24 protein-coding genes and 1 pseudogene are annotated in these 24,734 nt (G+C 56.6%); 19 read left to right on the top strand and 6 right to left on the bottom strand.

The genetic code is table 11. From position 1 onward, the window contains the following. Window positions 1-45: 45 nt before the first annotated feature. From AC3WJN_RS14735 to AC3WJN_RS14705, 7 genes are read left to right on the top strand one after another with little or no spacing between them, the layout of a single operon-like run. Window positions 46-993 carry a carbohydrate ABC transporter permease gene (locus AC3WJN_RS14735; RefSeq protein WP_005833827.1) on the top strand — a complete coding sequence of 316 codons (948 nt, stop codon included), beginning with the start codon at window positions 46-48 and terminating at the stop codon, window positions 991-993. Window positions 994-1,023: 30 nt separating this feature from the next. Next, window positions 1,024-1,866 (top strand): carbohydrate ABC transporter permease, encoded by an 843-nt coding sequence (locus AC3WJN_RS14730; RefSeq protein WP_007780639.1) that lies wholly within the window; start codon window positions 1,024-1,026, stop codon window positions 1,864-1,866. Window positions 1,867-1,897: 31 nt separating this feature from the next. After that, window positions 1,898-2,887 carry a Gfo/Idh/MocA family protein gene (locus AC3WJN_RS14725; RefSeq protein ID WP_005833824.1) on the top strand — a complete coding sequence of 330 codons (990 nt, stop codon included), beginning with the start codon at window positions 1,898-1,900 and terminating at the stop codon, window positions 2,885-2,887. 13 nt (window positions 2,888-2,900) lie between these two features. Continuing rightward, on the top strand, window positions 2,901-3,875 hold the full coding sequence (locus AC3WJN_RS14720; RefSeq protein ID WP_005833821.1) for a Gfo/Idh/MocA family protein: 975 nt from the start codon (window positions 2,901-2,903) through the stop codon (window positions 3,873-3,875). Window positions 3,876-3,893: 18 nt separating this feature from the next. Then, window positions 3,894-4,865 (top strand): Gfo/Idh/MocA family protein, encoded by a 972-nt coding sequence (locus tag AC3WJN_RS14715; protein ID WP_035317019.1) that lies wholly within the window; start codon window positions 3,894-3,896, stop codon window positions 4,863-4,865. Between the two features lie 13 nt (window positions 4,866-4,878). Further along, window positions 4,879-5,700: a sugar phosphate isomerase/epimerase family protein gene (locus AC3WJN_RS14710; protein WP_007780626.1), complete on the top strand. Its 822-nt coding sequence runs from the start codon at window positions 4,879-4,881 to the stop codon at window positions 5,698-5,700. A gap of 30 nt (window positions 5,701-5,730) precedes the next feature. Further along, on the top strand, window positions 5,731-6,717 hold the full coding sequence (locus AC3WJN_RS14705; RefSeq protein WP_005833816.1) for an ROK family protein: 987 nt from the start codon (window positions 5,731-5,733) through the stop codon (window positions 6,715-6,717). A gap of 198 nt (window positions 6,718-6,915) precedes the next feature. Here AC3WJN_RS14705 and AC3WJN_RS14700 read toward each other — a convergent pair whose 3' ends face one another. Then, window positions 6,916-7,470: a DUF3267 domain-containing protein gene (locus tag AC3WJN_RS14700; protein WP_235694757.1), complete on the bottom strand. Its 555-nt coding sequence runs from the start codon at window positions 7,468-7,470 to the stop codon at window positions 6,916-6,918. Between the two features lie 202 nt (window positions 7,471-7,672). On the opposite strand from AC3WJN_RS14700, the gene AC3WJN_RS14695 reads away from it, so the two are divergent. From AC3WJN_RS14695 to AC3WJN_RS14685, 3 genes are all read left to right on the top strand, one after another. Continuing rightward, window positions 7,673-8,722 carry a hypothetical protein gene (locus tag AC3WJN_RS14695; protein ID WP_007780623.1) on the top strand — a complete coding sequence of 350 codons (1,050 nt, stop codon included), beginning with the start codon at window positions 7,673-7,675 and terminating at the stop codon, window positions 8,720-8,722. 319 nt (window positions 8,723-9,041) lie between these two features. Further along, the gene (gene cysK / locus AC3WJN_RS14690; RefSeq protein ID WP_005833811.1) at window positions 9,042-9,956 is read left to right on the top strand and encodes a cysteine synthase A; all 915 of its coding nucleotides are present in this window, start codon (window positions 9,042-9,044) and stop codon (window positions 9,954-9,956) included. A 138-nt stretch (window positions 9,957-10,094) separates the two neighbouring features. Continuing rightward, entirely contained in the window at window positions 10,095-11,258 is a 1,164-nt protein-coding gene (locus tag AC3WJN_RS14685) for an FAD-dependent monooxygenase (RefSeq protein WP_007780618.1), read from the top strand. A 131-nt stretch (window positions 11,259-11,389) separates the two neighbouring features. Here the strand turns inward: AC3WJN_RS14685 and AC3WJN_RS14680 are convergent, their stop codons facing one another. Beyond that, entirely contained in the window at window positions 11,390-12,577 is a 1,188-nt protein-coding gene (locus tag AC3WJN_RS14680; RefSeq protein WP_007780613.1) for a M20 metallopeptidase family protein, read from the bottom strand. Between the two features lie 200 nt (window positions 12,578-12,777). On the opposite strand from AC3WJN_RS14680, the gene AC3WJN_RS14675 reads away from it, so the two are divergent. Both AC3WJN_RS14675 and AC3WJN_RS14670 read left to right on the top strand, forming a co-directional pair. Then, on the top strand, window positions 12,778-14,103 hold the full coding sequence (locus tag AC3WJN_RS14675; RefSeq protein WP_005833804.1) for an ATP-binding protein: 1,326 nt from the start codon (window positions 12,778-12,780) through the stop codon (window positions 14,101-14,103). A 417-nt stretch (window positions 14,104-14,520) separates the two neighbouring features. Then, window positions 14,521-16,785 carry an immune inhibitor A domain-containing protein gene (locus AC3WJN_RS14670; protein WP_007780608.1) on the top strand — a complete coding sequence of 755 codons (2,265 nt, stop codon included), beginning with the start codon at window positions 14,521-14,523 and terminating at the stop codon, window positions 16,783-16,785. A 150-nt stretch (window positions 16,786-16,935) separates the two neighbouring features. Here the strand turns inward: AC3WJN_RS14670 and AC3WJN_RS14665 are convergent, their stop codons facing one another. After that, complete coding sequence (locus AC3WJN_RS14665; protein WP_005833801.1) at window positions 16,936-17,262, bottom strand: CotH kinase family protein; 327 nt, start codon at window positions 17,260-17,262, stop codon at window positions 16,936-16,938. Between the two features lie 21 nt (window positions 17,263-17,283). On the opposite strand from AC3WJN_RS14665, the gene AC3WJN_RS14660 reads away from it, so the two are divergent. After that, window positions 17,284-17,577 (top strand): hypothetical protein, encoded by a 294-nt coding sequence (locus AC3WJN_RS14660; protein WP_005833798.1) that lies wholly within the window; start codon window positions 17,284-17,286, stop codon window positions 17,575-17,577. A gap of 135 nt (window positions 17,578-17,712) precedes the next feature. Here AC3WJN_RS14660 and AC3WJN_RS14655 read toward each other — a convergent pair whose 3' ends face one another. Then, on the bottom strand, window positions 17,713-18,582 hold the full coding sequence (locus tag AC3WJN_RS14655) for a LysR family transcriptional regulator (RefSeq protein ID WP_235694756.1): 870 nt from the start codon (window positions 18,580-18,582) through the stop codon (window positions 17,713-17,715). Here AC3WJN_RS14655 and AC3WJN_RS14650 point away from each other — a divergent pair. The 6 genes from AC3WJN_RS14650 to AC3WJN_RS14625 all read left to right on the top strand — a co-directional run bounded on the left by AC3WJN_RS14650 (window position 18,560) and on the right by AC3WJN_RS14625 (window position 23,065). Then, a complete protein-coding gene (locus AC3WJN_RS14650) occupies window positions 18,560-19,213 on the top strand; it encodes a M24 family metallopeptidase (RefSeq protein ID WP_005833795.1) in 654 nt (217 codons plus the stop codon). The two genes, AC3WJN_RS14655 and AC3WJN_RS14650, sit on opposite strands and share 23 nt — an antisense overlap. A 229-nt stretch (window positions 19,214-19,442) precedes the next feature. After that, the gene (locus AC3WJN_RS14645) at window positions 19,443-20,273 is read left to right on the top strand and encodes an electron transfer flavoprotein subunit beta/FixA family protein (RefSeq protein ID WP_005833793.1); all 831 of its coding nucleotides are present in this window, start codon (window positions 19,443-19,445) and stop codon (window positions 20,271-20,273) included. Further along, window positions 20,270-21,292, top strand: a complete 1,023-nt coding sequence (locus AC3WJN_RS14640; RefSeq protein WP_005833791.1) for an electron transfer flavoprotein subunit alpha/FixB family protein — start codon at window positions 20,270-20,272, stop codon at window positions 21,290-21,292. The genes AC3WJN_RS14645 and AC3WJN_RS14640 overlap by 4 nt, the downstream gene beginning before the upstream one ends. Next, window positions 21,285-22,580 (top strand): FAD-dependent oxidoreductase, encoded by a 1,296-nt coding sequence (locus tag AC3WJN_RS14635; protein WP_005833789.1) that lies wholly within the window; start codon window positions 21,285-21,287, stop codon window positions 22,578-22,580. Before AC3WJN_RS14640 ends, AC3WJN_RS14635 begins: the two co-directional genes overlap by 8 nt. Next, window positions 22,580-22,876 carry a ferredoxin family protein gene (locus AC3WJN_RS14630; protein WP_007780596.1) on the top strand — a complete coding sequence of 99 codons (297 nt, stop codon included), beginning with the start codon at window positions 22,580-22,582 and terminating at the stop codon, window positions 22,874-22,876. Before AC3WJN_RS14635 ends, AC3WJN_RS14630 begins: the two co-directional genes overlap by 1 nt. 15 nt (window positions 22,877-22,891) lie before the next feature. Beyond that, the gene (locus AC3WJN_RS14625) at window positions 22,892-23,065 is read left to right on the top strand and encodes a hypothetical protein (RefSeq protein WP_007780592.1); all 174 of its coding nucleotides are present in this window, start codon (window positions 22,892-22,894) and stop codon (window positions 23,063-23,065) included. Between the two features lie 22 nt (window positions 23,066-23,087). Here AC3WJN_RS14625 and AC3WJN_RS14620 read toward each other — a convergent pair whose 3' ends face one another. Both AC3WJN_RS14620 and AC3WJN_RS14615 read right to left on the bottom strand, forming a co-directional pair. Beyond that, complete coding sequence (locus AC3WJN_RS14620; RefSeq protein WP_007776170.1) at window positions 23,088-23,474, bottom strand: M67 family metallopeptidase; 387 nt, start codon at window positions 23,472-23,474, stop codon at window positions 23,088-23,090. 287 nt (window positions 23,475-23,761) lie between these two features. Continuing rightward, window positions 23,762-24,734 (bottom strand): annotated as a pseudogene (locus AC3WJN_RS14615) (hypothetical protein); the annotation flags it as partial.

Genomic DNA, 24,734 nt, shown 5'->3' with positions numbered 1-24,734 from the left:
GGAGCCATCCCCTGCTACGAGCTTATTGTCAGGGGGGATATTGCGATGAGCAGCCAACTTCAGCCTGAGGTGCATGCCGCTGCCCGGCCAAAAGCGGAAAAATCGTTGAACCGGATGAAGCGAAGCGACTGGCTTTGGGCGTATCTCATGATCGCGCCGACGCTGATCGGTTTGGGTGTGTTTTACATATGGCCAGTCGTGCAAACCATCTATCTCAGCTTTACCAAATGGGGAGGCTTCGGCAAGTACAAATGGACGGGCGTCGACAACTACGTGCTGCTGTTCCAGGACCCGAACATGTGGATCGCGCTGAAAAATACGTTCGTCTATACGGTGCTCGCGGTGCCTGCCAGTATCGCCATCTCCATATTGATCGCCGTTTTGCTGAACCAAAAAATCAAAGGCATCTCGTTTTACCGCACGCTGTATTTCTTGCCGGTCGTGACGATGGCGGCTGCCGTGGCGATGGTGTGGAGATGGCTGTACAACGCCGATTACGGTTTAATCAACTACTTGCTCGGGCTGGTGGGAATTGAGGGGCCGCGCTGGATATCCGACCCGGCGATCGCGCTGTACGCCGTCATTATCGTGGCGGTCTGGAGCTCGATCGGCTACAACATGGTCATTTTCCTTGCTGGCTTGCAGGGCATTCCGCGCAGCTACTACGAAGCGGCCGAAATGGATGGCGCCGGACCTGTGCGCATGTTTTTCACCATCACGCTGCCGCTGTTGACGCCGTCGATTTTTTTCGTCAGCATTACGTCGCTGATTGGCGCCTTCCAGGTGTTTGACCTGATTTATTTGATGATCGGCAAGCTGGGCAATCCGGCGACCGAGGCTACGCAAACAGTCGCGTATTTGTTCTTCACCAACGGCTTCGAGTCGGGCAACGGAGGCTATGCAGCCGCAGTGGCTGTCGTGCTGCTCGTGCTGATCCTGATTGTGACGGCCGTCCAGATGAAAATGCAGAAAAAATGGGTTCACTACGATTAAGCGAGCATGACGGGATGGGAGGAATGAGGGATGAGTGTCCGAACAGGACGTAATCGAGCAGCCAAAAACGTATTGATTCATCTTGTTTTGATCGCTGGCGCTCTGGTGATGGTCGCGCCGTTTGTCTGGATGGTGCTCACCTCGCTGAAAACGCTGGGCGAGTCGACGCAGGTGCCGCCTGTCATCTGGCCGACGGCGCTGCAATGGGAGAACTACACGCATATTTTCGAGATGCTGCCTTTTTACGATTTTTACTGGAATACGATCTTGACTACAGTGGTGAAAGTCGTCGGGCAAGTGTTCTTGTGTTCGCTTGCGGCGTACGCGTTCGCCCGCATCGAGTTTCCGGGGAGAAACGCCTTGTTCATCGTGTTTTTGTCCGTCTTGATGGTGCCGGGGCAAGTGTTTTTGCTCCCGCAGTTTCTCATCATGAAGGAGCTGGGCTGGCTGAATACGCTCACGGCGTTGATTGTGCCGGGACTGTTCAGCGCATTCGGAACGTTTCTGTTGCGCCAGTTTTTCATGTCCTTGCCAAAAGAGCTGGAGGAAGCGGCGAAGCTGGACGGCTGCAACCACTTCCAGATTTACTGGCGGATCATGCTGCCGCTGGCCAAGCCCGGGCTGATCGCACTGGCGATTTTCGTCGCCCTCTGGTCCTGGAACGACCTGATGTGGCCGCTGATCGTCAACAGTACGCCGGATAAAATGACCTTGTCCGCAGGATTGGCTTATCTGACCGGAGAACATACGAACATGACGAACTATCCGATTTTGATGGCCGGCTCCGTTCTTGCCATTTGGCCGATGATTATTGTCTTTATTTTCTTGCAAAAGCATTTTGTCGAGGGAATTACCCTAACCGGGTCCAAATAGCCATTTTCCCCAGAAGGAGTGAAAAACCAATATGCATCATGTTCTGGTAATCGGAGCAGGTACGATGGGAACTGTTCACGCACGCTCTTACGCTGCTATGGAAAACGTTGAGCTGGTCGGCATTGTCGACATTCGCGCAGAACGCGGTCGCGAGCTGGCGGCCGAGACGAAGACAGGGTGGTTCGCAAGCTATGAGGAAGCGATGGAAAAGCTCGCGCGGGTAGACATCATTGACGTGTGCCTGCCGACCTACCTGCACAAGACGTACGTGCAAAAAGCAGCCGACGCCGGCAAGCACGTCATCTGCGAAAAGCCGCTGGCGCGCAACAAGGAAGAAGCAGAGTCCATCGTAGACTACTGCCGCGAGAAAAACGTCAAGCTGTTCGTCGGCCACGTCCTGCGCTTTTTCCCCGAGTACGAGAAGTCCCGTCAACTGGTGCAGGACGGTGCGATTGGCAATGTCGGCGTGGCGCGGACGTTCCGGGGCGGGATTTTTCCGACCGCGTGGAACGACTGGTATGCCGACTACAAAAACAGCGGCGGCCTCGTGCTGGACATGATTATTCACGACTTTGACTTTTTGCGCTGGTGCTTCGGCGACGTGGAGCGCGTCTATGCGAAAAGCTTGCTCGGGCGCGGATTCGCGCGGATGGATTACGCGCTGGTGACGCTGCGGTTTCAAAACGGGATGATCGCGCACGTGGAAGGCTCGTGGGCGCATGAAGGCTTCTCGATGAAAATGGAGCTGGCTGGCAGCGAAGGCATCATTCAGTACGACAGCGCGAAGGAAAAGCCGCTGATCGCGGTCAACCGCGCGAAGCAGGCGGGCATGAGCGGAGTGGCGGTGCCGGAGAGTCCGTTGCGGGAAAATCCGTATTTCCGCGAGTTGAAGCACTTCATCGACTGCATCGAAAACGACCGCGAGCCGCGCGTGACGGTCGAGGATGCCGTGAAGGCAGTGGAAATCGCGCGAGCCGCGCTTGAGTCAATCGAAACGGGCAAGCCCGTAACGCTAGTGTAGGAGGGGACCACATATGAAACTGGGAATCATCAGTGTCGCACATATGCATGCGTACAGCTACGCGAATGCTGTCGGGAAGCTTGCGGGCGTACAATTGGTCGGGGTTGCCGACGAGGACGAAGCGCGCGGCAAGGCGGCGGCAGAGAAGTGGGGCGTACCGTTTTACCGCGATTATCGCGAGCTTTTGAAAACGGACATCGACGCGGTCATCATCACTTCGGAAAATGCGAAGCATCATGAGCATACCGTAGCAGCGGCGAAGGCAGGCAAGCATATCCTGTGCGAAAAGCCGCTCGCGACCACGCTGGCGGCGGCCGAGGAAATGATCGACGTGTGCCGCGAGCAAGGCGTCATTTTGCAGACGGCGTTCCCGGTCCGGTTCCATCCGGCGGTCGTGCGGGCCAAACAGCTCGTGGAGCAAGGCAAGATCGGCCGCATCATGGCGATCCGCGGGACGAACCGGGGGCAAAATCCGGGCGGCTGGTTCGTCGATCCGGCCCAATCCGGCGGCGGCGCAGTCATCGACCATACGGTGCACGTCGTCGATTTGATGCGCTGGTTCATGGGCGCAGAAGTGCGCGAGGTGTACGCGGAGGTAGACAGCAAGTTTTCCGCTACTCCGATTGACGACTGCGGCATTTTGACGCTCGAATTTGAAAACGGCGTGTTTGCCACGCTCGATTGCAGTTGGTCGCGCAACAAGACGTTTCCGGTCTGGGGCGACGTCACGATGGAGATTATCGGCACGGAAGGCACGATTTCGCTCGACGCCTTTTCGCAAAAGCTCGACGTGTACAGCAACGACAAAGGCTTGAAGTGGGTGAACTGGGGCGACGACATGGACAGCCAGTTGGTGAGCGACTTTGTCGCGAGCGTCCGGGAGAAAAAAGCGCCATCGGTAACGGGAGAGGACGGCATGCGGGCGGTGGAAGTCGCGCTTGCTGCCTACCAGTCGGCTGAGCAGAAGCAGCCGGTAGTCATACGCTAGCTGGGACGGTGAACGAGAGTGAGCATACAGATCGGAATGATTGGCGTTGGCGGGATTGGACAGCATCACCTGAAAGGCTTGCTCGCTGACGAACGGGTGAGAGTCACAGCCGTCTGCGACGTGAACAAGGAAGCGGCGGCGTCTACGGCTGAGCAGATCGGGGCTGCGGGCTACACGTCCTGGCGGGAGCTGCTCGCGCATGAACAGCTCGATGCGCTGTTTGTCTGCGTTCCGCCTTTTGCCCATGAAGAAATCGAGGAGCAGGCTGCGGCCAGAGGCATTCACCTGTTCGTGGAAAAGCCGATCGGACTGGATCTGGAGACAGTCAAGAGGAAGCAGGCGGCGATCGAGAAAGCAGGAATTATCAGCGCGACAGGCTATTGCCTGCGCTATCTGGACATCGTGCAGCAGGCCCGCGACTATTTGGCTGACAAGCAAATCGCGCTGGTGCGCGGCCATTATTTGACCAAATTTGTGGAGACGCCGTGGTGGCGGCAGATGGGCAAATCCGGGGGCCAGCTAGTTGAGCAGGCGACGCATACGCTCGACATGATGCGCTTTTTGGCCGGGGACGTGGAAAAAGTGTACGCCCAGATGGCGCTTTTGGCCTCGCAAGACATCGACGGCATCGACATTCCCGATGTATCGGCGGTCAGCCTGTCGTTTGCAACAGGGGCGATCGGGCAGCTCGATACGTGCTTCATCCAGGCCGATCACCGCACAGGGGTGGAAATTCTCGGGAAGCATTTCCGCGTCCAGATCGACGGCCGAAAGCTGACGATCACGGACGAGGCGGGAACGCGCACGACAGAAGCAACGGTGGACATGTACAGGAAGCAAGACCGGGCGTTTGTCACGGCAATCGAAACAGGGGATGCGAGCCTGGTCCTGTCACCGTATGCCTCGGCGAAAAAGACGCTGGCGGTTACGTTGGCGGCCAATCAGTCTGCGAAGTCAGGCACACCTGTCACGATTTCGCACGATGAATAAGGGAGTGAACAGCATGTTTTTTCAAAAAGGAATCAACGCCTGGTGCTTCCCGAAGGAAACCGGAGCAAAGGACATTTTCCGGCAGGCAAAAGCGTACGGGTACGCGGGCGTCGAGCTGAATCTCGACGAAGGGGACGCTTGCTTGCATCTGGAGATGACGGAGGAAGAGTTACGGCTGCTCGCGCAAAAGGCCCGCGAGCATGGGCTGGAACTGCCGAGCGTCTCGACGGCGCTTTTGTGGAAGTACCCGCTTACGCACAATGACGAAGCAGTTCGCGAAAAAGGCATTCGGGTCGTCGAGAAAATGATCGAGGCGGCGAGCATTTTTGGCGCCCGGACGGTGCTCGTGGTGCCTGGACTGGTGACGGCGGAGGTTTCGTACGACAAGGCGTATGAGCGCGCACGCGAGGCGCTCGTGCGGCTGGCGCAAACGGCAGCGGCCAAGCAGGTGCACATCGGCATCGAAAACGTCTGGAACAAGTTCCTGCTCAGTCCGCTGGAAATGGCCGGACTGATCGACGAAGTGAATAGCCCGTGGGTAGGCGCTTATTTCGATGTCGGCAACGTGCTGCAGTTCGGGTTTCCCGAGCAGTGGATCCGGATTTTGGGGAAAAGAATCCGCGCCATTCACGTCAAAGATTTCAAGACGTCGACGGGCAACATTACCGGATTCGTGCCGCTTTTGGCTGGCGACATCCCGTGGGATCGCGTGGTGGAGGCGCTGCGCGAGGTGGAGTACAGCGGCTATGTCATCCCGGAAATCTCGCCGTTTGCCCACAAGCCAAAGCTGCTGCTCGCGCAGTGCTCCCAGGCGCTTGACGCCATTTTTCAATAGAGAACAGACAGCGAGGATGTGAGTCAAAGGATGACCCAAGACAAACCATATGCCATCGGAATTGACCTGGGAGGCACGAAAATCATCGCTGCTATCGTCGACCAGAATGGCTGCATCCTGAGCCAAGCGAATGCGCCGACGCAAAAGGAGGACGAGGCTGATGCTGTCATTTTGCGAATTGGCGATCTGGTGCAGTCCGTGCTTGCGGACAGCGGTGTCGGCCTCGCGCAAATACGCGGAATCGGAATCGCTACTGCCGGAATTATTGATACGCATCGGCACATGGTCATCTTTGCGAGCAATCTGAACTGGAGCGACGTGGCAATCGGCGACAGGCTGCACGAACGGTTTGGCGTTCCGGTGCAGCTCATCAACGACGCCAATGCGGCAGCGGTGGCGGAATGGGCTTTTGGCAGCGCCAGTGGCACGGATGATCTCATTTACGTGACGGTCAGCACGGGCGTGGGAGCCGGCATCATCAGCGGCGGCCGCCTGATTACCGGAATCGGCGACAGCGCGGGAGAGTTCGGGCACATATCGCTTGACCCGGAAGGACCGCTCTGCGCCTGCGGGAACAGAGGCTGCCTGGAAAACTACGTCTCCGGGCTTGCGCTCGCCAAAATGGCGCAGGAGCAGTTGCAATCCGGTACGGCCAGCTCCTTGCGCACTTGCACCACGGGCGAGCTCAGCCGCATTACGGCCAAGGAGATCGGCGAGCAGGCACAGAGCGGGGATGCGCTCAGCATCGACTTGCTGCGGCAGGCTGGCTACTACCTCGGCGTCGGCCTGACCAACTTGATCCACCTGTTCAATCCGCAGGTGATCGTGTTCGGCGGCGGAGTCATGAACAACGGACAGATCCTGCTCGAAGAAGCGCAGCGGGTAATCCGCCAGCGCTGCATCTCGCGCATGGCGAGCCAGGCGACGATTCAGTTGAGCACGATGGGAGCGGAAGCGGGCGTGCTGGGAGCAGCGGGGATGTATTTTCCGGCCGCGCGCAAAAAAGTGGCCGTCTAAGCGAGGATGAAGCGCGAAGGAATAAAAGGAAGCCGACGTTTTGCCAGAGACGTCGGCTTTTTGCTGTGGTTCTTTTGCATAGGCACGCTTGACGAGGGAGGCTTGGCGGGAAGGCGCTCGCGCTTTCTGCGGGATGGCATGACAGAATCTCCAAGGGTTCTCGCGTCAGACAAGTAATCGTAACCTGCCAGATTTTCCTTACAACTGTTTCGGGTCCGGAACATAGGCAACATAACCGATGCTGTCTGGCGAGTCGGCAATTTTCGTTTGCTTGGGAAAAGCGCGAAGCGTCCACAGGATGTACAGGTCGCCAAACCCGCCGAGCAGCATCGCGATGCTCCATAAGTACCAAAAGATCGAATGGAAGAAGTACGCCAGGAAAAGCGGCAGCACGCCGAGCAGCAAGTTCGGAAGCAGGACGGCAAACCGATAGCTGCCGATGGAGATCGGCTTCAGGCAGCAAGCGTACAAAACGAGCTTGCGCCACACCACGCCAAAGCGAATATCTGCGACAGACACCTGGCGGCTGAGCAGGAAGCCGACTCCGTGCAGTAGTTCATGGACGATTACGCCAACTGCGACCGCGAGAAAAAACAGGAAGAAGTCGCCAAACGAGAGCGTAAAGGCGAGTGTCGTCTGATAAAGAAACGCGAACAAAGCTGCCGGAACGAACAGCAGGAAGCACACGCAGGCAAGCAAATTGGCTTTTAACGGCTGCAAGATCACCTGCTTTTTCACGTAGTTGGGTTCCAAATCAATCGGGCCTCCTGTCATGATATACTCCAAGTATAGCTTTTTGGGCTGACGGCGTTCAAATGAATCCGCCATACTGCACAGGAATTGGCCTTTCGACTCATATGGTTTCGGAATGCGGTTCATGTATGATGAAGTTGTGGCACGTTTCGGCAAAAAACAGGCCAAAGGAAACAGAAAAAAGCGGATGAGGGGTCGCAGCATGCAGGGGAAAAACAAACGTCTATTACTGGGAATCGCGCTACTGGTTGTCATTGCGTTGGGCTTTTGGGGCTATCGCTTGCTGGGGCCGATTGCGCTGGCAGAAGGGTATTTGTGCGAAGACAACAGCCGGATGGCGTACGCAAAAGTAACAGCGGAAAATGACCAGGTCAACGTTGAAGTAACGTTGTCTAAGCTGCTCGTCGAGGATACGATTCCGCGTTTGCAGACGGAGACAAGCGTCTGGACGGGGACGATGGAAAAAGATACGCTTACCCTTCAAGAGAAGACGACGGGCCAAAAGCTCCAGGCCAAGGTGAGCGCAGACGGGCTGCTGTTCCAGGGGCCGCTTGCGCAAGGCGAGCCGGCGGAAACCAAGCTCGCAGCCAGCAACAAGCAGACGTACGACGACAAGCTGGCGGCGTGGACGAACAGCGTCGAGCAGGAAGCCGCCCAGAAGAAAAAAGAAGTGGAAGAGCAACGGGCCAAGGAAGCAGCGCGCGTCGAGTTCGCTAAAAAGGTCGAGCAGACGGGGAGGCTTACGGCCGATATGCTGGAGAGCGCCCAATATTTGCAGGAAATCCAGTTCGCAGAGGAGCTGCAGTTTTCCAAAGACCAGGTCGTCGAGCTGCAAGGTCTTTTGGACGAGCTGATTACATACGCGAAACAGCCTAGCCTGAGCAAAATGGAATACGACGTGATGGCCGGGACGCTCGGCAGCATGAAGGTGCTGGTCGACGGGATGAACGCCATGGACAGCACGATTGCGCAAAAGAAAAAGAGCATGCAGGACATCATCGCGGTGCTGGAGACGGATATGAAAGACGCGCAGGCGGTGTGGGAGGAAATCAAGGCGAGCGTGACAGATGCAGAGAAGCGGGAAAAAGCGTTGACGGACGCGGTCAAGACAGGCTCCGATGCGATCGCGCAGGCGAAGCAGCGGCTCGGCACGCTGGAAAAAGAGCAGGCGGGCGTCAAAGCTTCCGCAAACAAGCTCTACCAGCAGGCGGCAGCCGTGCTCGAACAGACGAGGTCCAAGTACGGCTACTAGCACTGATACACCGATAGCGGAAAAAGACAGGCTCAGCTTCCGGACGGCTCGATGCGGCGGGAGGCTGAGCTTTTTTGTGCAGATTGTGCAAAAAAAGAATGGACTAGAGGTTTATCCGGTAGAAGGACAACCTGGCACGACTTCGGACGAAGAGGGAAAGCAAGACGCGTTCGCTTTAGATAGCAAGGTTTCGGGGAATGGCTCGATGCAGCAGCCAAGTCTCTGGAGCGAATGAGATTTTGTTATTTTCAGATCGGTTTTATTGTATTATTCTTAATCGTATAAATCAGCCTTTGTGGCTTTGGTCGGGAGGTTTTTTATGAGCGTCTACGAAAGTATTACGGAGCTGATCGGAAACACGCCTCTCGTTCGCCTGAACCGGATGGTCCCCGAAGGAGCGGCAGAAGTATGGGTGAAGCTGGAAAAATTCAACCCGTCGGGAAGCGTCAAAGACCGGGCTGCTTACAACCTGATTGCCGTAGCCGAGCAGGAGGGCCTGATCCGGCCAGGGGACACGATTATCGAGCCGACCAGCGGGAACACCGGGATCGGCTTGGCGATGAACGCCGCGGCCAAAGGGTACCGGGCGATATTGGTCATGCCGGACAACATGTCCAAAGAGCGGATCAACATCTTAAAAGCGTACGGGGCAGAGGTCGTGCTGACGCCAAGCGAGCAGCGGATGCCGGGAGCGATTGCCAAGGCCAAGGAGCTGCAGCAGGAGATTCCGCGCAGCTTCATCCCGCAACAGTTTGAAAACAAGGCGAATCCCGATATCCACCGGGTCACGACTGCCCGCGAAATTTTGGCGCAGACGAACGGACAGCTCGACGCTTTTGTCGCAACCGCTGGCACTGGCGGAACGATTACGGGGACAGGCGAAGCGTTGCGCGAGCAGCTTCCGGAGCTGTACATCGCCGTCGTCGAGCCAAAAGGCTCCCCGGTTTTGTCCGGCGGCAAGCCTGGACCGCACAAGCTGGTCGGCACCAGTCCGGGCTTTATTCCGCGCATTTTGAATACGGGCATCTACGACGAGATCATCCAGATCGCGGACGAGGACGCGCTGGACAGCATGCGCAAACTGGCGGCGCTGGAAGGGATTTTGGTAGGTCCGTCGTCTGGAGCATCGGTGTTTGCTGCGGTTGCTGTCGCGAAAAGGCTGGGAGCAGGCAAGCGGGTCGTCTGCATCGCGCCGGATACGGGCGAACGGTATTTGAGCATGAATCTTTTTTAAAAGGAAACGAAGCAAGCGAAAGCCGCTTTTCTGTGCGAGGGAGAAGGCGGCTTTTTCGTATCCCGGGCGAGCATGGTGTGTTATTATTTGGAAAAAGTCTTTCTGACAGGAACAGACACGATGAGGAGCGGCATGCAAATGGGCAGAAGGGCTATAATCGCCGGAGCCGGGGTGAGCGGGCTGGCGGCTGCCATCGCATTGAAGCAGGCGGGCTGGCAGGTGATGTTGTACGAGCAGGCCAAGGAGCAAAAAGCCATCGGCGCTGGCATCGTGCTCGCAGCCAATGCGATGAAAGCACTGGATAAGCTCGGGGCGGGGGCGCGCGTTCGCGAGCTTGGTTCCTCTGTTCGCGAGGCGAAAATACGCGACTGGCGAGGAAACGTGCTGGTCGAGATGGCTTTTGAGCAGCAAGCAAAGCGCTGCGGGGCGGACAGCTACTTGATCCACCGCGCTGATTTGCAGCAGGCCATGCTTGCGAAAGTGGCGGCGCACGATCTCGTTCTGGACAAAAAGCTCGTTTCCTTTGCGCAGGAAAAGGGCGGCGTGCAGGCGGCTTTTGCGGATGGCACGACAGCGGAAGCAGACGTCCTGATTGGCGCGGACGGCATCCATTCGCGCGTTCGCAAGCAGCTTTTTGGCGAGGGGAAAATGTGCTACTCCGGCTACACGGCGATTCGCGGCATAGCCCGCTACGAAGACCAGCGCTATCCGGTGGAAACGCACGGAGGGTTCGAAGCGTGGGGGAGAGGAGCCCGGTTTGGCTTTTCGCACATCGGCGGCAACCGAATTTTCTGGTTTGCGGCGGTCAACGCGCCAGAGGGCGAACAAGATTCGCCGATCGCCCGAAAGCTCGCGGCTATGCGCAGGTTCGAAGGCTGGTACGAGCCTGTGCAGGCTGTCATTGCGGCTACGCCAGAGGAAGCGATTTTGCGCCATGACATATACGACCGCCGTCCGCTGAAGCAGTGGGGAGCAGGGCTTGTAACGCTGATCGGAGACGCTGCGCATCCTATGCTGCCGAATCTGGGCCAGGGAGCAGGCCAGGGGCTGGAGGATGCGCTCGTGCTGGCGCGCTGCCTGGCAAAAGCGGGAGGCGCCGCTGATTTTTCCACAGCTTTGCGCGAATACGAAGGGCTGCGAAAAAAGCGGGTGCATGCCATCGTGCGCAGCTCGCGGCTGATTGGCTATGTGACGCAATGGGAAAATCCGCTGGCGGTCGCCTTTCGCAGCCTGCTGCTGAAAACGATACCTGCCGACGTGCAGAGCAGGCGGCTGGACTGGATTATCGGGCACGAGGTATAGACGCAAGCCAAAAAAGCAGGGAGCGGAAAGCCCCTGCTTTTTTCTGTGCAAAACGTTCCCGGCGCAATTCGTGCCAGGCAGCTTTTGAGCGTTTGGGATCGGCAAAACGAGCCTGAACGGTTTGCCCTGCCTTAGCCTTGCTGACGCGCCTGGTAGGCGAGCAAGGCTCCGATGAACAACTGTCCGGTCTGGAGCATGGAGCGCTCATCCACATCGAATTTCGGGTGGTGGTGCGGATAGGTCGCCTTGATCTCCGGGTTGCGGCCGCCTGTCATGAAGAAAGTGGCTGGCCGCTCCTGCGCGAAGTAGGCAAAGTCTTCTCCGCCCATGATCGGCGGCATCTTGATGACGTTCTCGTCGCCGAAGAGACGCTTGGCTTCTGCCTCGACATGCGTCGTTTCCACTTCGTCGTTCCAGGTGGCAGGGTAGCCGCGCTCGTACGTGATTTCGCACGTCGCGCCGACAGCCTGGCAGCTCGCCTCTACGATGCGGCGCATGGAATGCTCGACTGCGACGCGCACTTCCTCGTCATACGTGCGCACGGTTCCTTTGAGGCGCACTTGGTCGGGGATGACGTTGTAGGCTTCGCCGCCTCCGAGGAACGAGCAGACGGACAGAACGACCTGCTTGAGCGGATCAATCTGACGGCTTGCTATTTGCTGCAAGTTCATCACGATCTGGCTGCCGAGCACGATCGGGTCGATCGAGTTGTGCGGGGAAGCGCCGTGCCCGCCTTTTCCGTACAAAATGATTTCGAAGCTGTCCGCCGCCGCCGTTACATAGCCCGTCGCAATCCCGACCTTGCCGACTGGCAGGTCAGAGGCTACGTGCGCGCCGAACACTACGTCGACGCCTTCCAGGCAGCCTGCTTCGACCATGGCCTTGGCGCCGCCCGGCGGCAGCTCTTCGGCAAATTGATGCAGGAACACGACCGTTCCTGGAATTTCGTCACGATATTCGCTCAACACTTGCGCGACACCCAAAAGCCCTGCTGTATGAATGTCGTGCCCACACGCGTGCATCACGCCTGGAATGCGCGATTTGTACTCGACGTCTTTTTCATCCTGAATCGGCAGGGCGTCAAAGTCGGCGCGCAGGGCGACTGTTTTTCCCGGTTTGCCGCCCTTGAGATAGCCGACGACGCCCATGCCGCCGACACCTGTTTTGACTTCAATGCCAAGGGAAGCCAGCTTGTCCGCTACCTTTTTGGCCGTATTCTCCTCTTTGAAGGAAAGCTCGGGGTACATATGCAGATCGCGTCTGAATGACACAAGCTCGGGGTAAATTTCCTGTAAACGGGCAAACAATTTGTCTTGCATTGGCCCCACTCCTTTTTCCCGTAGAAAGAGATTGGTAATTCGCAGTCTCTTAATTATAAAAATATTGAGAAATATATTGCAATCTATGCTGTACCAGAGTATGCCTGGTGTGACGGGGGATGCAGGTGGACAGCCTCGAAAGAAATGGACTAGAATGAAGAGAGGAAAGACACGTCATAGAGAGATTGACAGAGGAGAATATGGTTACTGCCTTCACCAAAAACCGCAGGGTCTGGATTTGCGTGCTGATGTCCGGCGCCCTGTTTTTGACGATGACCTGTTTGAGCATAGCAGGCTCTTATTACAATACGAAGCAATCCGTTCGCCTCTCGATCGCCAACCAGAGCATGAAGACGGCTGCGGCGGCGGCCAGCCGAATCGACGTCGCGTCCTACGAGCAATTTTTGCAGCATCCCGTAAAGGAAAATCCGGCGTACGAGCGGCTCACCTCCCAGCTCAGCCAGGTGCGGGAGCAGTTCGGGGTCCTGTACTTGTACTTGCTGCAAATCAATCCGGATGGAAGCGGCGGCAAAGTCATGGTCGCCGCCCATCCGCCCGATTCCGGCATCCAGTTTCAGATTGGCGACCCCTGTTATGTGAATGCGGAGCAGATTGCCAAAATTCGCGCGGGGGAGACGTATTATTCGGACATCATTCGCGATCCCCACTACGGCGTCTACATGTCGGCAGGGGCACCGCTTCTGGGCAAGGACGGCCGGCTCGCCGGCATCGTCGGCGTCGATACCGATATGGCGATGGTCGAGGGCATAGGCAAGGACGTCGTGCGCAACAGCGTGCCCGTCTTCGTGTTTCACGGACTGTTTGTGGTCGTGCTGATCGTTTTGATTCTGGGCCTTTCGCGTTGGTACCAGCGGGAAATTCGCGTGGCGGTGGGAGAGACGGAGGAGCATTACCAGGACGAGCTGCGCTCTGTCATCAGCTCCATACGCTCGATTCGACATGATTTCGTCAACCATATGCAAGTGTTGTACGGACTGATTGAATGCGGCTATTTCGACAAGGCGCGCGATTACATCCAGTCGCTGTTGAAGGAGACGAAGTTGCTCGATCTGACGGTGCGGATCGCCAATCCGGCGTTGATGGTTTTGTTCCATACAAAATGGGAGCAGGCCAAATCGAAGCAGATCGTCATGCAGTTCGCCGAGTGCCCGGATCCGTTTGAGGGCATTCCGTCTATTGACCTGGTGAAAATTATGTCCAATCTGATCGACAACGCGATAGATGCCGCAGAGATGGCGGATGGGGAAAAGCGGATTCGGATCGCCTGCCGCCGGGAGGACAAGCAGTACGTCTTCGAGGTGGAGAACACGGGCGCGGAGATTTCGCCCGAGCAGCGTGCGCACATTTTCACGGTAGGCTATACGACCAAGCCGGCAACGCGCTCAAACGCGCGGGGAGCGGGATTGCCGATCGTCCAGGCGGTGGTCAGCAAACATAACGGGAGCATCGAGATCGTCTCGGAGCATGGAATGACGCGGTTCACGGTGATTTTGCCTGCAAAATAAATGACGTCTCGCCTTTTGGCGAAGAAGAAAAGCCGTCCATTAGCGACGGCTTTTTCTTGTAGGCGACATGAACGAGACACAGTGGAAGGGGTTCAGCCAGGAAGTATTTTTCGCTATAAATCGACAAAATTCTACAATATTTTCATAGGACTTTTGGCCGTAGACGCCTTGTGAGAAATTTTTCTTCCCCCGCTATCAGACAAGGATTCGCATAAAACATGGAAAAAGCGTGGAGTTTGTCATTCTGGGTCAGATTGCTTAGGCGAAAAAATGGTTTTGCGCAGGAACGATTTTCTGTCGAAAGAAAATTTTTGGCTATGATCTAAAAACGTGTAATAATTGTGAATAGTCGGATCTGTGGGGGGTAAAATCATAGTCCGGCCAAACCAAGTAGATAGAAAAAGAGGGTGAACGGCAGTGAAGAAAGGCAAGAAGCTATTATCTATTTTATTTTCGTCATCGCTTGTGCTGAGCGCATTTGCGGCTGCACCTGCTGCGGGACTGGCCAAGTCGAAGGAGGACAAGCATACCTTGGAGGTGGACTTGTCCACAGTCAATATTGACCGATTGGTAAAAGGGCTGATTGAGCAAGGCATTATTGATGAGGACGACGATCAGGAAGAAATCAATGAAGCTTTGTTCGATTATCTCAAGGACAAAAAAGTGCCGCATGGCATCGACAACTCCTCGTCCTTCGGGAAAAAAGCGGAGAAGTCCCAGCAGGCAGCTTTGTCGGAGGCGGCAAAGCGGGTGGCAGAGGTCGAGGATCAGGATGAAAGCGAACTGCGCGCCTCCAAACGAGTACATACCGATAACATCGTGATCGCGCTCGTTGAATTTCCGGATCGGGAGCACAACCAGTTGCCGAAAGTGAACGACACGCTCTGGACAAAGGATTTCAACGAAAAGCACTACCGCGACATGCTTTTCAATCAAAAAGGCTATACGACGCCAGAAGGCACCAGCATGACGACGATGGCGGAGTATTACTATTTGCAATCCGGCAGAAGCTGGACGGTAGATGGAGTAGTCACTCCTTGGCAAGTGGCTGAAAAGAGCTACAAGCATTACGGCGGAAACAATTCCAGCGGCAACGACGCAGCGCCGCGCGATCTGGTCGAAGAAACGCTGGGGGCCGTAGGCGAAGCGATTGCGGGCAAAGAGGAAGACTACGACCAGCGCGACCCGTACGACCTGGATGGCGATGGCGATCTGATGGAGCCGGACGGCATGCTGGACAACCTGATGCTCGTACATGCGGGCATCGGCGAAGAGACGGGCGAGGACGCAGACGCGATCTGGTCGCACCGTTGGACGTTGAAAAAGCCGGTGGAAATCCCGGGCACCAGCCTGAAAGCTTTCGACTATATGATTCAGCCGGAAGACGGCGCACCTGGCGTTTTCGCGCACGAATACGGACACAACCTCGGATTGCCGGACTTGTATGACACGTCCAGGCAAGGGCACGACTCGCCAGTAGGTGCGTGGTCCTTGATGTCTTCCGGTAGCCACACGGGTAAAGTTTTCCAAACGCAACCAACCGGACTGGATCCATGGTCCAAGATGATGCTGCAAGAAATGTACGGCGGAAAATGGATTTCTCCGCGCGTCGTCGATTATAAAGATTTGGAAAAGAAAAAGAAGACGTTCAGCCTGATCGACGCTTCCAGCCAGGAGATGGGCGGAAAAGTTATCAAGCTCAACATGCCGCAGGCTGAAAAAGAACCGCCGACTCAGCCGAAAGACGGGGATTACGCCTACTTCTCCGATGAAGGCGACAACCTGAATACGAAAATGGTGTCGGACGTAATCGACCTGACCGGGGCCAGCTCGGCGTCCATGAGCTTTGACTCGTGGAGAGCGATTGAAACCGACTACGACTACCTGTACGTCAACGTGATTGATGAAGAGACAGGGGATAGCAAAACCGTCGAGCAGTTCGACGATGTCACCAAAGGCTGGGATCAGGAAAAAATCAGCCTGAACGATTTTGCTGGCAAGAAAATTCGCGTGGAGTTCAACTACGTGACGGATGGCGGCTTGGCGATGCCTGGCTTCTACCTCGACAACTTTGAAGTGGAAGCGGATGGCGAAGTCATTTTCGCCGACGATGCCGAGGGCGACCAGAAGTTCGAACTGGATGGCTTCATCCACTTCGATGGCAAAGGAAAAATGTACGACACGTACTACCTGATCGAGCTGCGCTCCCATGAAGGCGTGGACGCCGGACTGAAGTATTTCCGCCGCAACGACACGTTCTTCTCTTACGACCCAGGCATGGTGATCTGGTACTACGACGGCCGCTATGGCAAAACGCAAGACAACAACACAAGCCAGCATCCAGGCTACGGCATGCTCGGCGTAGTCGATGCGCATCAGGAAGTGCGCTACTGGAACAACGACGAAGGAAACGAAGAAGCGATTGCAGATTCCCGCTACCAGGTGAACGACGCGGCATTCAGCCCGAACAAAACGTCTGGCATGAACCTCGACTACATTTTCGGTACGATGAATTACGCGCCGCTCAAAGGTGTCACTACATTTGACGACAGCGACGATTACACGATGCCGGAAGTGCCGGAGGTCGGAAAAATCCTTCCGGAAATCGGGCTGCAAATCAAATTGAAGCGGGTAACGAAAAAGTTCACGGACGCATCGGTTGAACTGTCCTTGAAAAAATAAGCAAAGAGAAAGACGTCTGTCAGCGCTCGGCTGATGCCAGGCGTCTTTTTTTGTGGGAATAGGAAGCAGCGTGTCCTGCCGGATGGGGGCAAAAGGGGCAGGATTGTTGTGTGTCTGGGAAGCGTGGATGCGCGCCTGCTGTGTTTTCGCTCAGCCGGAGCGCGGATGCTGAAAGGTTTTCAGGCTTTGGCGCAAAAACTGGTTGCGCTCCTCGATGAAGGCGCAAATAAACGCAGGCTCAGTGGCGAAGGTGGCGAGGACGTCTTGTTTGTATGGGTCCATGGAGACGTAGGGGCGCAAGGCGTCGTGCAGGGCGAGAATATGCGGCCGCAAATGTTCGACGGTAAAGGTCGTGTCGAGGATGTCCTGGAGCAGCCGGACATACTGCGTGCGAAACGCCGGGACATCCAAAAGGCGCGCCGTCAGCGTGTTGAAGCCTTGGACGCGCAAATGGAACTCGCGCGCGCCTTGGAACAACTGGGGAGGCACGAGCGTAATTTGAAAGGACCTTTTGGGAAATTTGCAGCAGGGGTGTACCAGATCACTTATGAGCTGAACGTTCAAGAAGTGGGAAGGCCGTTTGCGCTGTTTGCAAATGGCGTGCTTCTGGCCGGAACCAGCTACGGCGAAAACTCTCAAGGGGTGCTCACAGGGCACGCCGCCGTCACCCTGTTCGAAAATGACGTTATCACGCTGCAAAATTTGAGCGGAGACACCAATCTGAACGCGTCCGTATCGGGCATCGGAGTAGTCGCCGCCTCGATCATCTTTGAACAATTGACAACTGCCTGACTCGCTGCACAACGAGCGGCAGCCATAAAAACAAGCAAACCCACCCGGTAATCCAAGGTGGGTTTCTTGTTTTCAGCGAGAGCCTGCCGCTGCCAGTCAGCAGACGGCGCACCAGCGCCTGGCCGAGCCGATGCTTCATGACTGCGTTTCGTGCGGGAACAAGCGGAAAAACAGCTCCAAAAACGAATGGACGAGTTCGGACTTCTCATCCATCCGGTAGGCGACGCCAGCCTCCAGGCGAATGCTCACGTCGGAGAGCGCCCGGAAGGCGACGGACTTGCCCGCCAAAGGAAGCCGAGGGCCAAGCGATACCCCCATTCCCGAGGAAACCAGCTCGATAACCGTCTGCATGTCGTGGGTTTCGACGGTAATTTTCGGCGAAAAGCCTGCCTGGTGGCAAACCTTCGTCACCGTGTCGTAAAAGCCGGGGCCGATCTGGCGAGGGGTGATGACGAACGACTCGTCCGCCAAATCCGTGATACGAATCGGCTCGCCGGATTGCGCAAGCGGATGCTGCTCAGGCAAAATCGCCCCGATCTCCGGGGAAAAATACGGCTTCACAATCAGTTGGTCGCTGTTGACTGGCGGCGTAAGGAAGCCGACGTCGATTCGCTTGTCGTGCAGGGCCTGGACTTGTGCAGTCGTGCCCAGCAGTTGCAGGTTCAGGCTTACGTTCGGATACGTCTCACGGTAAGCCGTCACAATCGGCAACAGATGGTGCGCCGTTCCCGTAAAGCCGATGAGCAGCTTGCCGTGCTCGGCCCTTGCTGCCATTCGCGCCGTGTCGCAGGCTTCCTCGACCAGATCGAGCAGTTGGTACGCTTTTTCGAGAAAGGCTTTGCCTGCGCTCGTCAGTTCGACGTGCCGATTCGTTCGGAAAAAGAGCTGAACGCCGACCTCTTCCTCCAACTGCCGAATTTGCCTGCTCAACGGGGGCTGGGCGATATGCAAGCGCGCTGCCGGGGAGCTGGTCAGTCTCGCTGTGCAGGCGTCTCTGTCGGCCATTCGCCCGGGGGCAAGCGAGCTGGAAGTCGACGATGCGGGGCGCACGGCTGTTTTGCGGGAAGCCGCCAAGCGCTATCCGAATGCGGTTGTGCATACGCAATCCATTACGCCATCGGGAGTGGCGCGCTCCATTATGCCCCACGTCTTTTCGACGACGCGCAAGCTGGAGCGAGGGGACGTTCTCATTCATACGCATCACGCTGTCGTGCATGGCTACATAGCGGAATGCGAACGCACCTGCTTCGTGGAAGAAGCGACAGAGCGGCAAAAAGAAGCGTTTGCCGTCATGCTTCGCGCACAGCAGGCCGCGCTTGAGACGATCAAGGCGGGCGTGCCGATGCGCGAGGTGGACCGGGCTGCTCGCGCTGTCATTCAGGCGGCGGGCTACGGCGAGTACGCGATTCACCGCACTGGGCACAGCATCGGGCTGGACATTCACGAGCCGCCCTTTTTCCGCTTCGATGAAGAGGCGCTGCTGCAGGAAGGCATGGTGTTTACGGTTGAACCAGGCTTCTACGTGCCGGAACTTGGCGGCTTTCGCCATTCGGACACCGTCATCGTGACACGGGACGGTTGCGAGCCGATTACCCATGTCCCCCGGGATTTGGTCAGCATGATCCGCCGGGCGTGATCGCGCCGCAAACGTTTTGCCGCCAAAACAGGCCAGGGAGCTTCGGCTCGCTCGCCTGTTTTTTTCATGGAACGAGCCGGCAGTCCGTTCGTTTCAGGTCTAAGCCTGCCTGCCTTGCAATAGGTTAGTAACAACGAACGACAAGCTGCCCGCTATGTATTGCGCGAAAGAAAGACAACCTTTGACTGGAAAAAACGAGCCCGCGCCCGGCAGCAAGGGGGGATTGTTCATGCTGCACATCGTAGCTTGTATCAAGCAGGTGCCGGACACGAAGATCATCAAGATGAATCCGAAGACAAACACGATGGACCGTGCCAGCGCACCTGCGATTCTCAACCCGTATGACGCACACGCGGTAGAGGAAGCAGTCCGTTTGAAAGAGCGTTATGGAGGCGTAGTTTCCGTGGTGACGATGGGACCACCGCCAGCGGTAAAAGCGATCCGCAAATGCGTCGAGATCGGTGCAGACGCTGGCTACCTGGTGACGGACCGCGCGTTTGCCGGGGCGGATACGCTGGCGACGAGCTATGCGATCACCAAGGCGATCGAGAAAATCGCGGAGACACAGCCCGTTGACCTGGTCATCTGCGGGAAAATGACGATTGACGGCGACACGGGTCAGGTCGGTCCGGGAGTGGCGAGAAGACTCGACATTCCTCCGCTCACCAACGTAAAAAAAGTGGTCGAGGTCAACAAGGAGCAAGGCTTCGCCATCGTTCACCGCAAGCTGGAAGACGGCTATGAGGTCGTCCAGTCTTCCTTGCCCTGCCTGTTTTCCGTCGAAAAGGAGATCAACGAGGTGCCGTACTCGCCGCTGCCGAACATGCTGCGCGCAGCCCGGTACAATCCGGTTGTCTGGTCGGTGAACGACCTCGGAGATATCGACCGGAGCCTGCTCGGCCTGAAAGGCTCGCCGACGATCGTGGCGAAGGTATGGCCGCCGGAAAAGCCAAAGGGAGGGGAAATGCTGGAGGGCACCCCGCAGGAGCAGGTTGAGCGCTTGATGGAAGTCCTTCGGGGAAAACAGACGTTGTTTCGTGTGAAGGAGGGGCAGGCATGAATCTGGACGATTATCGGGGAATCTGGGTGTATCTGGAGGCGAGGGAAGGGCGGATTGCACCCGTGTCGCTCGAATTGCTTGGGGCAGGCCGGCAAATGGCGGACAAACGGGGCGTGCCGCTCGCTGGTCTGTTGATCGGAGAGGGCGTGACGGAGCTGGCGCCAACCGCTTTTCCGTACGGGGCAGATCAGGTGTACGTCTACGACGACCGCATTTTTGCCGACTACCGCACAGAGTCGTACATGCGCGCGGTCATCGAGTGCGTGCAGAAGCACAAGCCGGAAATCATTTTGTACGGAGCGACTTCGACGGGCAAAGATTTGGCGAGCGCCGTCGCTACCGATCTGGAGACAGGGCTGACGGCCGACACGACGATGCTTGACGTCAATGCGGAGACAGGGCTGCTCGAAGCCAGCCGCCCGGCGTTTGGCGGAAACATCATGGCGACGATTTTGTGCAAAAAGCACCGCCCGCAAATGGCGACGGTTCGTCCGAAAGTCATGAAGGCGCTCGAGCCTGATCCCACCCGAACAGGCGAGGTGATCCGCGAGAGCATCCAGCTTGCGGAAGAGGACATTCGCACCAAAGTATTGAAAATCGTGCGGGAAACGAAGGAAAAGGTCAGACTGGATGAAGCGGACGTCATCGTGGCGGGAGGAAAAGGACTGGGGAGCAAGGAAGGCTTTGCCCTCATCCACCGTTTCGCGGAAGCAATCGGGGCGACGGTCGGGGCGAGTAGGGATGCCGTGGAGGCGGGATGGATCGATCATGCCCATCAGGTCGGACAGACAGGCGTGACGGTGACGCCGAAAATTTATTTTGCGATCGGGATTTCCGGCGCGATCCAGCACCTGGTCGGCATGCGCAACTCCGGACTGATTATTGCGATCAACAAAGATCCGAACGCGCTGATTTTCCAGGCTTGCCACTACGGGATTGTGGGCGATGCGTTTGAAATCGTGCCGTTGTTGATGAAAGCGTTCCAAAAGGAGCCGGACAGGGAGGTTACGTATGGCTGAGAAGTTTGACGTGATTGTAGTCGGTGCAGGTCCGGCCGGAACCGCTTGCGCCTACACATTGGCGAAGGCTGGCGTCAATGTGCTGTTGATGGAGCGCGGCGAATACCCGGGGTCGAAAAACGTGATGGGCGGGGTGCTGTACCGCAAGACGATGGAGGACATCATCCCCGGATTTTACAAGGAAGCGCCAGTCGAACGGCCCATCGTCGAACAGCGCTTCATGATGCTGGATAAGGAATCCGCCCTCAACTTCAGCTACAAAGGTCTGGAGTGGGCGCAGGAGCCTTACAACAACTTCACGGTGCTGCGGGCCAAATTCGACCAGTGGTTTGCGGAAAAAGCGGTGCAGCAAGGAGCGCTTTTGCTCAACGAGACGGTGGCCCTATCTTGTATCGTCGAGGACGGCAAAGTAGTCGGGATCAAGACGGACCGCCCCGATGGCGACGTCTATGCCGATGTGGTCGTCCTCGCAGACGGGGTCAATTCGCTTTTGGCCAAATCGCTCGGCTTTCACAAGGAATTTCGGCCGGACGAGGTTGCGCTGGCCGTCATGGAAGTGCTCAAGCTGGATCGCAAAATTATCGAGGACCGCTTCAATCTGGAAGGCGACCATGGCTGCACAATCGAGATTTTCGGAGACTCGACCAAAGGGATATTGGGCACAGCCTGGCTGTACACGAACAAAGACAGCCTGAATATCGGCGTGGGTACGATGCTGTCCGGGCTGATAAAGCACAAGATCAAGCCGTATGAGCTATTGGATTACGTCAAGAACCACCCGATGATTCGCCCGTATCTGCAAGGCTGCGAGCAGCAGGAGTACCTGGCTCATCTCATCCCGGAAGGCGGCTATCGCTCCATGCCCAAAGTCGTCGGCAACGGCGTGATCGTCGTGGGCGACGCCGCTCAGCTTGTCAATGCCATTCATCGCGAAGGCTCCAACATGGCTATGGCTTCCGGGGTGATGGCGGCGGAAACGATTTTGACAGCCAGAGAAGCCGGGGATTATTCGGAAAAAATGCTCGGGTCGTACCGGACCAGTCTGTTGAACAGCTTTGTCGGCCAGGACTTAAAAAAGTACAAGGACGCTACGCATCACTTTGAAAAGTCCCCGCACTACTTCGAACGGTACATCCCGATGATGAACCGGGCGGCCAGCCAGATGTTCACGGTCGATGGCAGCTCGAAGTGGAGCAAGCAGAAAAAAATATGGAGCGACCTGGGCAGCGCCAAGGACAAGTGGAAAATGGCGCGCGATCTGATGAATGCATGGAGGGTGATGAAGTGATGACGCAAATACCCAAAGGGCAATCGATCGAGGAAAAGCAGTATCTGGTTCGCTTCAAGGCCGACACGCAGTCGCATCTGCACGTGTTGAGCGCGGATGTGTGCGCGACGCAATGCCCGGATAAGCTCTGTACGATCTTCTGTCCGGCGGAGGTGTACAAATGGGAAGAAGTGCGGATGCACGTGGGATACGAGGGGTGCCACGAATGCGGAAGCTGCCGCATCGGCTGTCCGTACGAGAACATCAAGTGGGAGTATCCAAAGGGCGGCCACGGGATTATTTTCAGACTCGGATAATGGGCGGCGATACCGGTGATACAAGTAGGCGATGGGGTCGTATTTGTGAAAGATGGTGCCAGAGGTGTCGTCATCAACATCGACCAGGGACGGTGTCAGGTGTTGTGGGAAGATGATTTTGTCAGTTGGGAACAGCGGGAATGGCTGATCGTCACGACAATAGAACAGACAGAACGGCGGGAGCGATGACCCCGCCGTTCTGTCTGTTTTTTTATTCAAGCTGGAGAGGGCATGAAAAGGCCCTCGCCCCCCAAATGCGATAACAACCGAGTGCAGGCTTTGGCGAAGCAAGGGAGACGATGAGATAGGCCGCTTCCGGATAGTTGGCGTGGGCGATGTCTTCCGTGGACGGCACGGGTGGAGCAGTTGGATGGGAATGGTAGATTCCGACCAGATTTTCCCCCCGGAATGCGATTTTTTGCAGCACCTTCTGGATTTGCCGCGTGTTCATGGCAAAAGCGTCGGGTCGCTTCAAAATGTTTTCCATCCGCCAGATGGTTTCGGCGCTGCCGCCTCTTCCCGAAAGCAAGCCGCATGCCTCATACGGTTTTTCTTCCTGGCAATGCAGGATCATTTCTTCCCACACAGAACGGGTCATGGAAAAGGGTGTTTTTACTGCATTAGCCTTGCCAACGCCTGCCGCAGCATCCCCCGGTTGTTTTGGTTTGGACAATGGGTTTGACGTTGTGCACAGGCCCGGATTTTGGCAGTGGCGATGGCGGCATTCCCAAAGGACGCATGCCTTGGCGAACGGGGCGTTGCTGACGCTGATTGTAAAGTGCGCGAAGTTGATCTGGTGTCATGGATATCCCTCTCTTTCTGTACTGTACTATGTTTTATTCAGCAAGGCGCCGAGTGGTAACGGCTATGGCACATTGGGGCAGGTCACTTGAACGGGTTGAATGTGTTCCCTTGCTGGGTGTGCGGCGGCATCTGGAACGACAGGGGAGTGGAAGACGAGACGTTTGCCGTCGAATGGCTGGTGCTCGGCATTTGGCTCAGCGCCTTGTTCGCCCGCGCTTCCTTTTGGCTGAAGTCTTTTATAGCTTGTCTGTATTTCTCCTCTTTCTCCTGGTGCTCCTTGACTAGCTGTTTCAGCCCGGCGACTGTCTTTTTCAAGACAAGCTCCTGAATAGTAATTTGCTCAAGCTGCTTTTCTTTTTCTTTGAGCTGCTGTTTAAACGACTGGATGGTGTCTTCGAGCCGCTTGTTCCAACTGCTTTCCTCTTTCTGCTGCTGGGTCAGCTTTTCTTCGGCGGTGCGCAGTTGTCGCAGCGTCTGGTCGTGCTTGCTGCTCAATTCCGCGTAGCTTTTGGCCGCCGCTTGCAACTCGGCGTCTTTTTGCTCAAGCGTCTGTTTCCACGACGCCTCCTGCTGTTCCCAGTGCGTGATACTCGCTTCGAGCTGTTGCTGCTTCGCCAAAAGCTGCGTCTCGTGATCGCGCGCGGCTTCGAGTTGTTGGGCAGCGACTTCGAGTTGCTTGGTTGCCGTTTCCAGTTGGCGGGTCGTAGCATCGAGCTGCGAAGAGGTGCTTTGCCATTGCGAGGTCGCGTCTTCCAACTGCTTGCTCGTTACGTCGAGCTGGGCAGAGGTGCTGTGCAACTGCGAGGTCGTGTCATCCAACTGTTTGCTCGATGCATCGAGCTGCTGTGTGGCGGTGTGGAGCTGTTCCAGCGTCTGGTCGTGCTGGTCGCTCAGTTCCTGATAGGCGAGGCGAGCCGTTTGCAGCTCGGCGTCTTTTCGGTCCAGCTTTTCTGTCCAGATCAGCTCCTGCTTCTCCCAATGAGCGATAGCACTCTCGAACTGCTGTTGCTTCGCCAAAAGCTGCGTTTCGCGATCTTTGGCAGCTTCGAGCTGT

Source organism: Brevibacillus sp. FW306-2-1A-C05A, from assembly GCF_058781555.1.
Note: the sequence above shows the minus strand (reverse complement) of the source record. Positions and strands in the feature narration are given on the sequence as shown.

Excerpts from the sequence above, each read along its gene's own strand:
- AC3WJN_RS14735 (WP_005833827.1), top strand. The coding sequence starts at position 46 with ATGAGCAGCCAACTTCAGCCTGAGGTGCATGCCGCTGCCCGGCCAAAA.
- AC3WJN_RS14730 (WP_007780639.1), top strand. The coding sequence starts at position 1,024 with ATGAGTGTCCGAACAGGACGTAATCGAGCAGCCAAAAACGTATTGATT.
- AC3WJN_RS14725 (WP_005833824.1), top strand. The coding sequence starts at position 1,898 with ATGCATCATGTTCTGGTAATCGGAGCAGGTACGATGGGAACTGTTCAC.
- AC3WJN_RS14720 (WP_005833821.1), top strand. The coding sequence starts at position 2,901 with ATGAAACTGGGAATCATCAGTGTCGCACATATGCATGCGTACAGCTAC.
- AC3WJN_RS14710 (WP_007780626.1), top strand. The coding sequence starts at position 4,879 with ATGTTTTTTCAAAAAGGAATCAACGCCTGGTGCTTCCCGAAGGAAACC.
- AC3WJN_RS14705 (WP_005833816.1), top strand. The coding sequence starts at position 5,731 with ATGACCCAAGACAAACCATATGCCATCGGAATTGACCTGGGAGGCACG.
- AC3WJN_RS14695 (WP_007780623.1), top strand. The coding sequence starts at position 7,673 with ATGCAGGGGAAAAACAAACGTCTATTACTGGGAATCGCGCTACTGGTT.
- cysK (WP_005833811.1), top strand. The coding sequence starts at position 9,042 with ATGAGCGTCTACGAAAGTATTACGGAGCTGATCGGAAACACGCCTCTC.
- AC3WJN_RS14685 (WP_007780618.1), top strand. The coding sequence starts at position 10,095 with ATGGGCAGAAGGGCTATAATCGCCGGAGCCGGGGTGAGCGGGCTGGCG.
- AC3WJN_RS14680 (WP_007780613.1), bottom strand. The coding sequence starts at position 12,577 with ATGCAAGACAAATTGTTTGCCCGTTTACAGGAAATTTACCCCGAGCTT.
- AC3WJN_RS14675 (WP_005833804.1), top strand. The coding sequence starts at position 12,778 with ATGGTTACTGCCTTCACCAAAAACCGCAGGGTCTGGATTTGCGTGCTG.
- AC3WJN_RS14655 (WP_235694756.1), bottom strand. The coding sequence starts at position 18,582 with ATGGCCGACAGAGACGCCTGCACAGCGAGACTGACCAGCTCCCCGGCA.
- AC3WJN_RS14645 (WP_005833793.1), top strand. The coding sequence starts at position 19,443 with ATGCTGCACATCGTAGCTTGTATCAAGCAGGTGCCGGACACGAAGATC.
- AC3WJN_RS14640 (WP_005833791.1), top strand. The coding sequence starts at position 20,270 with ATGAATCTGGACGATTATCGGGGAATCTGGGTGTATCTGGAGGCGAGG.
- AC3WJN_RS14635 (WP_005833789.1), top strand. The coding sequence starts at position 21,285 with ATGGCTGAGAAGTTTGACGTGATTGTAGTCGGTGCAGGTCCGGCCGGA.
- AC3WJN_RS14630 (WP_007780596.1), top strand. The coding sequence starts at position 22,580 with ATGACGCAAATACCCAAAGGGCAATCGATCGAGGAAAAGCAGTATCTG.
- AC3WJN_RS14620 (WP_007776170.1), bottom strand. The coding sequence starts at position 23,474 with ATGACCCGTTCTGTGTGGGAAGAAATGATCCTGCATTGCCAGGAAGAA.